This is a genomic window from Pseudomonas sp. Irchel s3f10 (genome assembly GCF_900187515.1).
GTDB lineage: Bacteria > Pseudomonadota > Gammaproteobacteria > Pseudomonadales > Pseudomonadaceae > Aquipseudomonas > Aquipseudomonas tensinigenes.
The window spans coordinates 38,444-52,628 of sequence record NZ_FYDZ01000008.1 but is presented as its reverse complement, the minus strand read 5'-3'; the positions used below and the strand labels follow the sequence as shown (position 1 = coordinate 52,628).

Below are 14,185 nucleotides of genomic sequence, written 5' to 3'. Positions count from 1 at the left end.
CACTTCAGACGATTAAGCCAAGTCCACCAAGACGATTTCACTGTCCTCAACGGCCGTGACGGTCAGCACACGCTCGTGCGCTACCGCGACACCATCTCGAGCTTGTGCACGCAAGCCGTTGACTTCAATCGCGCCGGTGGCCGGTACCAGATAGGCGCGACGGCCTTCATCCAGACGATATTCCGCGGTTTCACCCGCCTTGAGATTGGCCGCGACCAACCTTGCATCAGCGCGAATTCGCAGGCTCTGGTCATCGCCATCCTTGCCGCTGGCCAAGGTGACAAAGCCTTCGCGCTGGCCTTTCGGAAATGGTTTCGCACCCCACGATGGCGGGGCGCCGGTTTCCGTCGGCAGAATCCAGATCTGGAAGATCTTGGTGTCTTTCGCTTCCAGGTTGTATTCGCTGTGAGCAATGCCGGTGCCGGCGCTCATTACCTGGACGTCGCCAGCCTCGGTGCGGCCCTTGTTGCCCAGATTGTCCTGGTGAGTAATCGCGCCTTCCCGGACATAGGTGATAATTTCCATGTCGCGGTGTGGGTGCTGCGGGAAACCGGTGCCCGCCGCGATCACATCATCGTTCCACACCCGCAAGTTGCCCCAGCTCATGCGCTGCGGGTCGTAGTACTCGGCGAACGAAAAGTGGTGATGGGCATCCAACCAGCCGTGATGGGCGCCGCCCAGCGAGCTGAAGGGTCTGAGTTCAAGCATGATCGTCTCCTGAAAAGGTTCGTCATGGGGCGTGATGAGTTGCACCCGACGCGATACCGGTGGTTTATGACGGCGATCATCTATCAGTCAACTATCGATAAAAAGCGTAAAAAGTGCGGCATTACCATCGAAACGATTGATAAGAAAAGGCTCGAAAGGATCTCATCCAACCTTCAGTTCATCGCCTAAACCAATGACCTGTAAGCATTTCGCTAGAACTGAGCGGCAAATACAGACACCATAGCCGCCACAGCCTCACACACTGGAGCCCGTCAGCGTGGCGCAACACACCCCCGATCTTCCTCCCGAACTTCGCCCCTTGGCCGAGATGCCATGGTTCAAACGCCTGGCTGCACGCTTCTTTGGTCACGGTTTGACCCGGCTGCGGGCTCAACACCGAGCATCGTGGTTGCACGGTCAAGCCGACGGCTTTCGCAGCGGCCATACCGCTGGTGTCGAATATGGCTTCAACGAGGGCAAGCTTGAGGGGCTGGAAGAGGGTCGTCAGGTGCTGCTGATCCGTGACAGTCGCAACACCGAGCATCGCCCGCCCAGTGTCGATAATCACCTGTTTGACGATTGGCGCCTGCCGCTGACGGGCGAGCTGAAAAAGCGCATGAAGGCTGATGTCGCACGTTTATTGCCTGAGCACGCTCAGCCAAGCGTCGCGCAATGGAAGATGATTTTCAGTGAAACGCCGTCGACCTCTGTGGTCGCCGGCGCCGGCGCGGGCAAGTCCACCACACTGGTGCTGCGCATTCTGTTGCTCCACCACTATCTGGGCTTTGAACTGGATTCGATGACCGTGGTGACGTTTACCCGCGAGTCGCGCAAGGATTTCATAAACAAGCTGATCGAGCTGTTCGCACTCTGGGGCCAGACGCTGAATCTGCGCCAGGCGCGCGAACTGGTGCGTACCTTCCACTCGCGCATTCTGCCGATGGTGCGCAGCTTGCCGGGTTTCGAACGCTTGCAGGCCTTTGAAAACCTCAGTCACCGCGCACAAGGTGATGAGCAGGAGGTCGACAGTAATCCGTTCGACCTGCGCATCAACGACGTGCAACGTCAGCAACTCAACGCCTGTTATCACCGCTTGTTCAATGACGACGAGCGTTTCCGTCAATTGATTCAGCCATTGTCTCGCGCCGGTTTGCAGCTCAAGGAGTTGGAGCGCGATCACCTCGACGTGCAAAAACGCGTTGCGGTGACGCAGTTGGCCTCCCAGCGCGACGAAGAACTGTGCGATGCCATCGAAGACTTGTGGTTTCGCGCTGGCGCCTGGCCGATCAAGGGCATTGAGCCGAACCGGCAGAGTTTCGATATCAACGGCGCAAAATTTCATTGCCATGGCTATATTCCGAGCCTTGATGCCTGGGTGGTGCTCGGCTTCGATCCGCGGGAAAATCCGCAGCTGAGCCGGCCAAACGCCAAGCTCAGCGTGCGCGCAGAGTGGGCAGTCAAGCGCACCCTGTTTCAAGCTTTCTGTCGTAAGCCATTGATTTGGCTTGATAGCTACGAGGGGTCGAAGCGCGTTCTGGCAACGCTGGCAGGCGATGCCAGCGCCGGGCCGGGCTTCGATTACAAGGTCAAGGGTGAGCTGACTTCCGCGCCGTTGCTCGACTGTTTCGTGGCGGCAGCGGGCTTCATCGAGAACCTTGGCCTGGACGTGCCTGATGCGGTCGGTCGCATGAGTTTTGCCAAAGACGATCCTGACCGTTTCTTCTTTGAGGCCCTGAGTCTGTTCTGGCGGGCCTTTGAAGATCATCTGCTGGATCAGAAACCGCCGATCATGACCTACAACCGTATGTTCGCGCTGTTCAGCGAGCACTCGCCGGAGAACCTCAAGCTGTTGAGCGATGAGTTGCTCCGGCCGCTGTCGCACCTGATGATCGATGAGTTTCAGGACGTCTCGCCGCAGATTGTTTCGTGGATACGCGCCAGCCTCAGCGAAATACGCAGCCGAGGTCCGGCCATGCACGTCGGGCGGGGCGCACAGCGTTCGTCGCTGCTGTGCGTCGGCGATGACTGGCAGTCGATTTACGGTTGGCGCGGCAGCTCGCCGAGTTACTTCATGGCGTTCGACAAGGAGTTCCCGTCGCCGAGCACCACGCGGGTGATGCTCAGTGACAATTACCGCAGTCATCAACACATCATTGATGCCGCTGAGCACATCGTCCGCGCGGCGCCGGCGATCCCCGGCAAAAAAGCCAAGGCCAGCGGCGCGCCCAAGCCGCTGCAGCCAGTCAATGTGCTGGAGCGCGACGATCAGGCTTTGGGGCAACGCCTCGCCGAGCACTACCGCCAAGGTCATTCAATCTTGATGCTTTATCGAAAAAGCGGCGATAAGTCATTGATTGAAGAACATATTCAGTCTGTAGTTAATGTGGATTCGAGCTTGCCTTACGAAGCACGGCGTCTGAAACAACTGACCTACCACAGCGCCAAAGGCTTGCAGGCGGATGCGGTGTTTTTGCTCGGTGACTGTCAGCACCTGACCAGTTCGCCCTACAAGAACCAGGTCTACCGCATGGCCGGATTGGGTAAGTCGGGCGACAGTGAGCCGTACGACAGTGCGCAAAAGGACGAGATCCTGCGCCTGGCGTATGTCGGCATCACGCGGGCTGTCAGCCATTGCTACTGGTATGTCGAACCGCAGGAGGCGCAAGCGGTGAACATGCCCAGGGCGTCCGATCGGGTGGCCAAAGGCAAGCCATTCTTCGTTGATCACCGCACCTCCAAGCAAACCGCGTGAGCACAAAAAAGCCCGCATCGATGCGGGCTTTTCGTTTTAAATCATAAGCTTATGCGTAACTCTTGAGAGACTCTGGAGGAATGAACGCTTCCAGTTCATCCTCCACAGCCTCGATGATTCGCTCGACATCCGCTGCATTCATCACCGTCGCGCACGGGATCCCGGCGATGGCGATCATGGTTTCGCCGCTGGCACGATCGAACAGTCGGGCGATCATACTGCCCGGCGCGTCCATCGTTGCTTCAAACCCCATCGGATGAAAATGCCAGCGCATCAACTGGCATGCGTTGGGGAACGTGACTTTGCTTGACCCTTTATTCATGTGTTGCCCGCCTTCTTCATCGAGCGCTTCCGTTTGCTCATGTTAGGTGGGAAGAGCCTTCATTGGCTCAACCGGTGACTGACATTAAAAGTAGCATCTGCATGTGAAATTCCTGTGAGATTTTTCAGTTCATTTTGCGATTGCTTCGCATTTTTTGATGTAAGTCACGGCCTACGCAATCTTCGCCAAAAGGCCACTACGGATTAGCAATTGAAGCCCGCGCCGAACTTCGGCAAGCTCGGTTCTTTTTCGCCGAGCCTCTTATGCACGCCGACGACGACGGCCCAGAACAGACCCAGGCCACGGCGGCCACGGTCATGCGTTATCACCTGAGCTGGAAGCACCGCGACCTCGACAGCGTCATGGCGCTGTACCACCCGGAGATCCAGTACAACGATTTCTTCCAGAACCGCGTGCTCGGTCTCGACGAGTTGCGCGAGTACGTGCGCGTGAGCATGCCGCGTGAATCCGACGAAGCGCTTGAGCACTGCGACCGCATCCGTGTCGATGGCAACACCGCGTTCATCCAATATGAAGTGACGCTGCGCGGTGGTGAAGGGCTGGTGTCGTTCCGCTCCAGTGAAGCGATCACGGTCAAAGAAGGACTGATCTGGCGCGTCAATGAATACGCTTCATTGGTGCGCGCGCAGTCCGCCAGCACAAAGGTACCCAGTCAGCGTCCAGCGGCCAGTCGCCTGGGCCTGTCGCCGCGCCAGTTGAGCTTCATGGCCGAAGACCTGCAGCAGTATTTCGAAAAACAGCAGCCGTACCTCGATCCCGAACTCGACTTGCAGCGGGTGGCGAAGGAGTGCGGGTACAGCCGCAATCAGATTTCCTATCTGCTCAATCAGGTGCTCGGGCAAAGCTTCTATCGCTATGTCAATCAGGCGCGCCTGCAACATCTGCTGCGCTCGTTGGATAACGCCACGCCGCCGCTGCGCATCGATGAGCTGGCGTTCGCCGCCGGTTTCAATTCGTTGTCGGCGTTCTACAGCTGTTTCCGCCAGCACACCGGCCAGTCGCCCAAGGCCTACGCGAAACAAATTTCTTTGCGGGCACGCGCGCAAGACTTCGACTGAACACAGCCACTAGGATCGACGCCATCGAAGGTTTTCAGTGGCGGAGTCTTGCATGCCGGCGTGGCGCACTATCAGTTTGTGGATGGATCAACTCGATGAGCCGCTGACCGCGCGGCCCGAGCTTGAACGAGATCTGGACGTCGACGTGGCGATCATCGGCGCCGGTTACACCGGATTGTGGACGGCGTACTACCTGAAGAAACTCGCGCCGGGTCTCGACATTGCGATTGTCGAAGCGCAGACCGCCGGATTTGGCGCCTCTGGGCGTAATGGCGGCTGGCTGATGGGCAACCTGCTCGGCGAGGATCGTCTGCTGGCCGGGTTGTCGCCAGAGCAACGCCGCGCCTCATTCGATCTGCTGCACAGCATTCCTGATGAAGTCGAAATCGTCCTCGAACGCGAAGGCATCGATTGCGATTACCGTAAGGGCGGCGTGCTGTATTGCGCGGCGCGCTATCCAGAGCAGGAAGCCTCGCTGCGTGAATATCTGGCCAAGCTGCACGCCCAGGGCCTGACCGACGACGATTACCGCTGGCTCAGCCCCGAGCAACTGGCGCAGCAGATCCGTGTGGCCAAGCCTTATGGCGGGATTTACGCGCCACACGTGGCGACCATCCACCCGGCGAAACTGGTGCGCGGTCTGGCGCGCACCGTGCAGAACATGGGCGTGAAGATCTACGAAAACAGCCCGGTCACGCACTGGCAGTCGGGCAGCTTGCGCACCGCCAAAGCCAGCGTGCGCAGTCGCTGGATCGTGCCGGCCGTCGAAGGTTATTCGGTGACTTTGCCGCCGCTGGGCCGCTATCAATTGCCGGTGCAGAGCCTGATTGTCGCCACCGAACCCTTGTCTGCCGCGACCTGGGACGAAATAGGCCTCAGCCGGGGTCAGGCATTCAGCGAGTTCAGTCGTCAGGTCACCTACGGCCAGCGCAGCGCCGACAATCGTCTGATTTTCGGCGCCCGAGGCGGTTATCAGTTTGCCGGAAAGCTGCGGCATAACTTCGATCTGACCCGCGATGAAGTCGAGCTGCGCCGCTATCTATTCGGCGAACTGTTCCCGCAGCTGAAAAACGTGCAGATCACCCACGCCTGGGGCGGCAACCTCGGCATGTCCCGGCACTTCAAACCGCACATGCTCTGTGATCGCGCCAATGGCATCGCGCTGTCAGGCGGTTATGGCGGGGAGGGCGTCGGCGCCAGCAATCTCGGCGGCCGCACCCTGGCCGATCTGATTCTTGAGCGCGATACCGAGCTGGTTCGCCAGCCATGGGTGCTGCCGGACGGTGGCATTCATGCGCTGCGTGCGTGGGAACCGGAGCCGTGCCGTTGGCTCGGCTACAACGCGATCATCAAAAGCTTCGTCCACGAAGACCAGACCTTGGCCAACCCGGTGACCGCGCCATGGCGGCGCAAACTCGCCAGCCAGGTCGCGGGGTTCATGGAAGGTTTCATGCACTAAAAGCCGTTAATTTAAAAGACAGGTCAGACCATGAGCATTACCCAGTTCAAAAACACCGCAACCCTGCTACTCGATGAATCCAGTCCGGTAGCCGTACCCCTCGGCGAGCCGGTGGCGATCGCTTCAACCACCAGCGTCGAGCGCGACGACGGCGCCGAAACCGGCGTCTGGGAATGCACCCCCGGGCGCTGGCGCCGGCAGATCACCGCGCAGGAGTTCTGTCACTTCATTTCCGGGCGCTGCACGTTCACCCCCGACGGTGGCGGCGAAACCCTGCACATACAAGGTGGCGACGCACTGATGTTGCCGGCCAACACGCTCGGTATCTGGGATATCCAGGAAACCGTGCGCAAGAGCTACGTGCTGATTTTCTGATTGTTTTGATCCTTTGATTGCCTGCCAACAAAAAAGAAAACCCACACAGGAATCGATCCATGATCCGCAAGACCCTCGCTCTGGCACCGCTGATGCTCGCTGTTTCCCTTGCTCAGGCAGCGGAAACGGTCAAGGTTTACAACTGGTCCGACTACATCGCGCCGGACACCACCAAGAACTTCGAGAAAGAGACGGGCGTGGGTGTCACCTATGACGTCTACGACAGCAACGAAACCCTCGACGGCAAGTTGATGACCGGTAAATCCGGGTACGACGTGGTGTTCCCGTCCAACCACTTCATGGCCCGGCAGATTCAGGGCGGGGCACTGAAGAAACTCGACAAGAGCCAGTTGCCGAACTGGAAAAACCTCAATCCGGTGCTGCTCAAAGCCCTACAGACCAACGACCCGAACAACGAGCACGGCTTCCCGTACCTGTGGGGCAGCACCGGCATTGGTTACAACATCGCCAAAGTCAAAGCCGTGCTTGGCGACAATGCGCCGGTGGACTCCTGGGACCTGATCTTCAAGCCCGAGTACATGGAAAAACTGCAGAAGTGCGGCGTGGCGATCCTCGACAACGGCCCGGAATTGCTGCCGGCGGCGCTCAATTACCTGGGCTTGCCGCACCACAGCAAAAATCCCGAGGACTATAAAAAAGCCGAAGCGCTGTTGCTGAAGGTGCGGCCGTACGTCAGCTACTTCCACTCGTCGAAATACACCAGTGACCTGGCCAACGGCGACATCTGCGTGGCGGTCGGCTTCTCTGGCGACATCCTGCAGGCCGAGAACCGTGCCAAAGAGGCGAAGAATGGCGTCGACATCGGCTACGCGATTCCCAAGGAAGGCGCGGCGATCTGGTTCGACATGGTCGCCATGCCGGCCGATGCGCCGGACGAGAAGGCCGGTTATGCGTTCATGAACTACCTGCTGCGTCCGGATGTGATGGCCGGCATCAGCAACTACGTGCACTACGCCAATGGCAACGAGCAGGCAGACAGTCTGATCGACCCGGCGATCAAGAACGACACCAAGGTTTATCCGAGCCCGGAGATGATGGGCAAGCTGTTTGCGCTGGAGGCGATGCCGTTGAACATTGACCGGATCCGCACGCGGGTGTGGAACAAGATTCGGACGGGGAGTTGATAAATCCCCGCCGGGCATCGATGTCTGGCGGGCGTTATTTTTCTCGGCTATGGAATAACGAGCTTGGTTTTTATACCTGTCATATCTGACAGGTCTCAAGATTGATAGATTCCTGTTCAATAACCGGGCGCGGAAGTTTGGATCCCCAAATTTTCTGATCCAGGAGATTGACCATGAGCAACAAGGTTGTTGACGGAATAGAAGAACTGCCGGCAGAAATCATCAAGGGCACCATCACTCATCGGGGTACAGGGGCGGAGCATTCGTTCAATGCCACCTTCATCTATCGGGATGAGCGACAAGGAAGTCTGTACTTTCACGGGGTGATGGATAATCGAGAGCAGATAACGCTTCAGCTCAGCGAAAGCCAGGAGCCTAGCGGTACCATCAATCTGCCGGATTCGAGGGTTCTTTACCTCGTATACAGGCGCAAATTCAGGGACACAACACATTGGGATGAGTTCGCGTCCTTGTCTGGCAGTATCCTGCTGCAGCGGCAGCCAGAGAACGCAATTAACGGCCGTCTGCACTTTACAACTGAAAAAAACGACGGAAACGATTACGTGATCGATGTGGTTTTTGCGCTGAGTGCTTAAGAACCTCGATATGGGTAGGGCTCGCTCGCAAGGTTGGTGGGGTATCCGACATACCGTTCGACTGTTCCGCCGCTTTCGCGAGCAAGCTCGCTCCCCCATTTGTTTCCGGGTGGCTGATTAATGGTTGATGTCAATACACTGGCATCGCACTAATAAAGTGCGGAAAAGTGAGACGCGCCTAACAAAAAACAACTTACTCATATTTAATATTTAAATAGAAAATCGTCAGACAATTAGGCGAAAGCCGCGCAACTAAAACATTCTTTCATCCCCGCACGCTTTGTTTACGGCAGTTTTGCGAAACAGCCCGATTTGATTTCAAAAAAATCCTTTACGGCAGATTTCAAATTGTGTCAGGTTTCTTACGCCTTCATTGGGCGAGTGATAGGACGATCTCGCCAGAGAGAGTCCTATCGGACAAAAACTGTTCCATTGCTAAACAAGGAAGTGTGTTTATGTCGAAAGTAAAAGCGAATGCTATTGATACCGCCGAACAGGCTTTTCAGCTGTCTGCCTTCAGCTCGGCGTATAACCAGATCAATAGCTTCAGCCATCAGTACGATCGTGGCGGCAACCTCACGGTCAATGGCAAACCCTCCTACTCCGTCGACCAGGCCGCAACCCAGTTGCTGCGCGACGGTGCTGCCTACCAGGACAAGGATGGCAGCGGCAAGATCGAACTCACCTACACGTTCCTGACCTCGGCATCGTCCAGCACGATGAACAAGCACGGGATCACCGGGTTCAGTCAGTTCAGTGCGCAGCAACAAGCCCAGGCCAAGCTCGCCATGCAATCCTGGGCTGACGTGGCCAATGTGACCTTCACCGAGAAAACCTCGGGCGGTGACGGCCACATGACCTTCGGTAACTACAGCGGTGGCCAGGATGGCGCTGCAGCGTTCGCTTATCTGCCAGGCACCGGCGCCGGTTATGACGGCACCTCGTGGTACCTGATCAACAGTGGCTACACGCAGAACAAGAATCCGGATCTGAACAACTACGGTCGTCAGACCCTGACGCACGAAATCGGCCACAGCCTGGGTCTGGCTCACCCTGGCGACTACAACGCCGGTAATGGCAACCCGACCTACAACGACGCTTCCTACGGGCAAGATACCCGCGGCTACAGCGTCATGAGCTACTGGAGCGAAAGCAACACCAATCAGAACTTCAGCAAGGGCGGTGTCGAAGCGTATTCGTCCGGCCCGCTGATGGACGATATCGCTGCTATCCAGAAGCTCTACGGTGCCAACACCACCACTCGTACCGGTGACACCACCTACGGCTTCAACTCCAACGCCGGCCGCGATTTCCTCAGCGCTTCGTCGTCGAGTGACAAAGTGGTGTTCTCGGTGTGGGACGCGGGCGGCAAGGACACTCTGGACTTCTCGGGTTTCACCCAGAACCAGAAAATCAACCTCAATGACGCCTCGTTCTCCGACGTTGGCGGCCTGGTGGGCAACGTGTCCATCGCCAAGGGCGCGATCATCGAGAACGCCATTGGCGGTTCCGGCAGCGATCTGCTGATCGGCAACAGCGTGGCCAACGAACTCAAGGGCGGTGCCGGCAACGACATCCTCTGGGGTGGCGGTGGTGCTGACAAGCTGTGGGGCGGTGCCGGTTCGGACACGTTTGTGTTCGCTGCCAGCTCCGACTCCAAGCCAGGTGCGATCGATCAGATCCTCGATTTCGTCAGCGGTCTGGACAAAATCGATCTGACCGGCATCACCAACGGCGCCGGCCTGCACTTCGTCAGCAGCTTCACCGGTTCCGCCGGTGACGCGATTCTGACGTCGTCGGGCGGCAACAGCCTGCTGTCGGTGGACTTCTCCGGGCACGGCGTGGCCGACTTCCAGGTCAGCACAGTTGGCCAGGCAGCGACCAGCGACATCGTAGCGTGATGTAGCAGTGGAAAGCGGCGTGTGATGCGCCGCTTTCTTTGCTTGCATCGTATTGGCAGGTAAGCAAGGCTACAGGCCGGAGCGAATATTCCCATGATCAGTAAAGCTTTTACCTACAAGGTGGCGGCGTGGTTTTCGGCGGCGCTCATGATGATTTCAGGAGAAACCAGTATGGCAAGCAGCCTCAGACTCGAAGAGCCCTCGGTATTTGCGGGGCAATGGCAAGCGACATTATCTACCCGGGATGATGATCGAGAAGCGCAAAAGCAGCAGGACAAGCCTTCGAATACTTGCCTGATCGACCTTGAATCCAATCAGACCTTGGGCAAAGGGGCCGACTGTCTCGGTGCCTGGCTTGAGCAAGCCCCGATCGGTTGGTTTCCCGATCCGGACGGCCTGTCGATTACCGGCAAGGAAGGCTCAAGAATCCAGTTCTTCAGCCGACAACGTGATGGGCTTTATCTGACCACTTTGAAGTCAGGTCTGGTGATTACGCTTGAGCGCGCAGCGCAATAGCCTTGGCTATCCAGACGGCGACAAAGTTTTAATATAAAGCGCCGCGCTATGGTTATAAGTAACGCTGAGTGGCAACTGCGCCGCATTTAATTGCTTGAGTTGTTATGAAAGTGTAAGCGGTAGACAAAAAATCAAGTTCCGACGTTGTGCGGTTAATTAATTCGAGTCTCGCCAACGAGTGGCGGGAGATATTTTCCAGGAATAATCAATGAAGATGGCGAAGGCCCCAGCCACCGCGCCCTTATTCAAGGCATTGGGTGACTATAAAAGTATTCTGATCAGCGTCGGTTGCTTTACTGCGCTGATTAACGTGCTGATGCTGGTGCCCTCCATCTATATGCTTCAGGTCTATGACCGGGTGCTGTCCTCGCAGAACGAGACCACCCTGGCAATGCTGTCGCTGATGGTCGTCGGTTTCTTCGCCTTTATCGGCCTGCTGGAAGTGGTGCGCAGCTTTATCGTGATCCGCATCGGCAGCCAGTTGGAGCGCCGCTTCAACCTGCGCGTTTACCAAGCCGCGTTTGAGCGCAACCTGTTCCAGGGCGAGGGCAACGCCGGGCAGTCGCTGGGCGATCTGACGCACATTCGCCAATTTGTCACCGGTCCTGCGCTGTTCGCGTTTTTCGATGCGCCGTGGTTCCCGGTCTATCTGTTCGTGATTTACCTGTTCAACGTCTGGCTCGGCGTGCTCGCCACGGCGGGGGCGTTGCTGCTGATCGGCCTGGCCTGCCTCAATGAATACATGACCAAAAAGCCGCTGGGCGAAGCCGCCGGTTATTCGCAAAAGTCCAGTCAGTTGGCCACCAGCCATTTGCATAACGCCGAAACCATTCAGGCGATGGGCATGCTCGGTTCCCTGCGCAAGCGCTGGTTCCAGGTGCACTCGCGGTTCCTCGGTCTGCAGAATCAGGCCAGCGACACCGGTGCGGTGATCAGTTCGCTGAGCAAAACCCTGCGCCTGTGCCTGCAATCGTTGGTGCTGGGCCTGGGCGCTTTGCTGGTGATCAAGGGCGACATGACCGCCGGGATGATGATCGCCGGTTCCATTCTGATGGGCCGCGTGCTCAGCCCGATCGACCAGTTGATCGCCGTGTGGAAGCAGTGGAGCGGGGCGAAGCTGGCTTACCGCCGTCTCGATGCATTGCTGCAAGCGTTCCCGCCGAGTGACGACGCCATGGCGCTGCCGGCACCGAAAGGCCAGATCACCTTCGAACAGGTCAGCGCCGGCCCACCGGGGCAACGTGCGGCGACTCTGCAAATGGTCAACTTCAATCTGAATGCCGGCGAAGTGCTCGGCGTCCTCGGTGCATCCGGTTCCGGCAAATCGACGCTGGCCCGTGTGCTGGTCGGTGTCTGGCCAACCCTCGGCGGCACCGTGCGCCTCGATGGCGCGGATATTCATCGTTGGAACCGCGATGACCTTGGCCCGTACATCGGCTATCTGCCGCAAGACATCGAACTGTTCAGCGGCAGCATCGCCGAGAACATTGCCCGTTTCAGCGAAGCCGATCCGCAGAAAGTCGTGGCGGCTGCGCAACAGGCGGGTGTGCACGAAATGATCCTGCGTCTGCCGCAAGGCTACGACACGCAACTGGGCGAGGACGGCAGCGGTTTGTCCGGCGGCCAGAAGCAGCGCGTGGCATTGGCGCGTTCAATGTATGGCACACCGAGTCTGGTGGTGCTGGATGAGCCCAATTCCAACCTCGACACCGTCGGTGAAGCCGCACTGGCCAGCGCCATCGCTGCGCTGAAAGCCCAGGGCACCACGGTGGTGCTGGTGACGCACCGTTCTTCGGTGTTGGCCCAGGCCGACAAACTGCTGGTGCTCAATGACGGTCGTTTGCAGGCGTTTGGCCCAAGTCAGGACGTGCTCAAGGCACTCTCAGGCCAGCAAGAACAACAACGGGAAAAAGCTGCGCAGGCACCGGGCGGGCTCAGCATGAGCCGACAGTATCAGCCCACGACAAGGAATTCGGGTGTATGAGCAGCGCAAGCATGAACACTGAAAACGAAGCGAGCATGGAACACGCCTACATCACCGAACGCCCGGAGCGCGATGCGAAGTTCTTCGCACGTATGGGCTGGATTCTGGCGATCGTTGGCGCCGGCAGTTTCTTCACTTGGGCGGCGTTGGCGCCGCTCGATCAAGGCATCCCGGTGCAGGGCACGGTCGTCGTGTCGGGCAAACGCAAAGCCGTGCAGTCGATGAGCAGCGGCGTGGTCAGCCGGATTCTGGTGCGCGAAGGCGAAATCGTGAAGCAGGGCCAGCCGCTGTTCCGCCTCGATCAGACGCAAGTCGCCGCCGACGTGCAGTCGCTGCAAGCGCAATATCGCATGGCTTGGGCTAGCCTCGCGCGTTGGCAGGCTGAGCGCGACAACCTCAAGCAAGTGACCTTTCCGGCTGAGCTGAGCAATGACCCGGATCCGCGTCTGGCACTGGTGCTGGAAGGCCAGCGCCAACTGTTCAGCAGCCGTCGCGAGGCGTACTACCGCGAGCAGGCCGGACTGCGCGCAAGCATCGAAGGCGCCACCGCGCAACTGGCCGGCATGCGCCGCGCGCGTACCGACCTCAATGCTCAGGCCGACTCGCTGCAACAGCAGTTGAGCAATCTGCAACCGCTCGCCGACAACGGCTACATCCCGCGCAACCGCTTGATGGAATACCAGCGTCAACTGTCGCAGGTGCAGCAGCAACTGGCAGAAAACACCGGAGAAAGCGGCCGGGTCGAGCAGGGCATCCTTGAGTCGCGGCTGAAGCTGCAACAGCACGCCGAGGAATACCAGAAGGAAGTCCGCACGCAATTGGCCGACGCGCAGCTGAAAAGCGTGACCCTGTCGGAGCAACTGACTTCGGCCGGTTTCGACCTGCAACACAGCGAAATCATCGCCACCGCCGACGGCGTCGCGGTCAACCTCGGCGTGCACACCGAGGGCGCCGTGGTGCGTCAGGGTGAAACGTTGCTGGAGATCGTTCCGCAAGGCACCACGCTCGAAGTGGAAGGGCACTTGCCGATCAACCTGATCGACAAGGTTGGCGCGCACTTGCCGGTGGACATCCTGTTTACCGCGTTCAATCAGAGCAAAACTCCGCGTGTACCGGGTGAGGTCAGCCTGATTTCCGCCGACCAGATGGTCGATGAGAAAACCGGCGTGCCTTATTACGTGTTGCGCAGCAGCGTCAGTGACCAGGCCATGGAAAAACTCAACGGTCTGGTGATCAAGCCGGGCATGCCGGCAGAAATGTTCGTGCGTACGGGTGAGCGTTCACTGCTCAACTATCTGTTCAAACCGCTGCTTGACCGGGCCGGCTCTGCGCTGACCGAAGAATAAGG

12 protein-coding genes are annotated in these 14,185 nt (G+C 58.3%); 10 read left to right on the top strand and 2 right to left on the bottom strand.

Features of this window, described 5'->3' with window-relative positions; translation table 11 throughout:
* Positions 1-12: 12 nt before the first annotated feature.
* Complete coding sequence (locus tag CKW17_RS18005) at positions 13-708, bottom strand: pirin family protein (protein ID WP_095120857.1); 696 nt, start codon at positions 706-708, stop codon at positions 13-15.
* 277 nt (positions 709-985) lie between these two features.
* On the opposite strand from CKW17_RS18005, the gene CKW17_RS17995 reads away from it, so the two are divergent.
* Positions 986-3,460 (top strand): UvrD-helicase domain-containing protein, encoded by a 2,475-nt coding sequence (locus tag CKW17_RS17995; protein ID WP_095120855.1) that lies wholly within the window; start codon positions 986-988, stop codon positions 3,458-3,460.
* A gap of 49 nt (positions 3,461-3,509) precedes the next feature.
* On the opposite strand, the gene CKW17_RS17990 is transcribed toward CKW17_RS17995, so the two are convergent.
* Entirely contained in the window at positions 3,510-3,782 is a 273-nt protein-coding gene (locus tag CKW17_RS17990) for a DUF1652 domain-containing protein (RefSeq protein ID WP_025109621.1), read from the bottom strand.
* A 263-nt stretch (positions 3,783-4,045) separates the two neighbouring features.
* On the opposite strand from CKW17_RS17990, the gene CKW17_RS17985 reads away from it, so the two are divergent.
* From CKW17_RS17985 to CKW17_RS17945, 9 genes are all read left to right on the top strand, one after another.
* Positions 4,046-4,861, top strand: coding sequence for an AraC family transcriptional regulator (locus CKW17_RS17985; RefSeq protein ID WP_095120854.1), 816 nt, complete (start codon positions 4,046-4,048; stop codon positions 4,859-4,861).
* Positions 4,862-4,913: 52 nt separating this feature from the next.
* Entirely contained in the window at positions 4,914-6,320 is a 1,407-nt protein-coding gene (locus CKW17_RS17980) for an FAD-binding oxidoreductase (RefSeq protein WP_095120853.1), read from the top strand.
* Between the two features lie 30 nt (positions 6,321-6,350).
* On the top strand, positions 6,351-6,695 hold the full coding sequence (locus CKW17_RS17975; RefSeq protein WP_095120852.1) for a cupin domain-containing protein: 345 nt from the start codon (positions 6,351-6,353) through the stop codon (positions 6,693-6,695).
* Positions 6,696-6,754: 59 nt separating this feature from the next.
* On the top strand, positions 6,755-7,840 hold the full coding sequence (locus CKW17_RS17970; RefSeq protein WP_095120851.1) for a polyamine ABC transporter substrate-binding protein: 1,086 nt from the start codon (positions 6,755-6,757) through the stop codon (positions 7,838-7,840).
* Between the two features lie 173 nt (positions 7,841-8,013).
* Positions 8,014-8,436, top strand: a complete 423-nt coding sequence (locus CKW17_RS17965; protein WP_095120850.1) for a hypothetical protein — start codon at positions 8,014-8,016, stop codon at positions 8,434-8,436.
* Positions 8,437-8,891: 455 nt separating this feature from the next.
* Positions 8,892-10,337, top strand: coding sequence for a serralysin family metalloprotease (locus CKW17_RS17960; RefSeq protein WP_095120849.1), 1,446 nt, complete (start codon positions 8,892-8,894; stop codon positions 10,335-10,337).
* Positions 10,338-10,430: 93 nt separating this feature from the next.
* A complete protein-coding gene (locus tag CKW17_RS17955; RefSeq protein WP_176470087.1) occupies positions 10,431-10,853 on the top strand; it encodes an AprI/Inh family metalloprotease inhibitor in 423 nt (140 codons plus the stop codon).
* Between the two features lie 208 nt (positions 10,854-11,061).
* A complete protein-coding gene (locus tag CKW17_RS17950; protein WP_095120848.1) occupies positions 11,062-12,837 on the top strand; it encodes a type I secretion system permease/ATPase in 1,776 nt (591 codons plus the stop codon).
* Complete coding sequence (locus CKW17_RS17945; protein WP_034154169.1) at positions 12,834-14,183, top strand: HlyD family type I secretion periplasmic adaptor subunit; 1,350 nt, start codon at positions 12,834-12,836, stop codon at positions 14,181-14,183. Before CKW17_RS17950 ends, CKW17_RS17945 begins: the two co-directional genes overlap by 4 nt.
* The last annotated feature ends 2 nt before the right edge of the window (positions 14,184-14,185 follow it).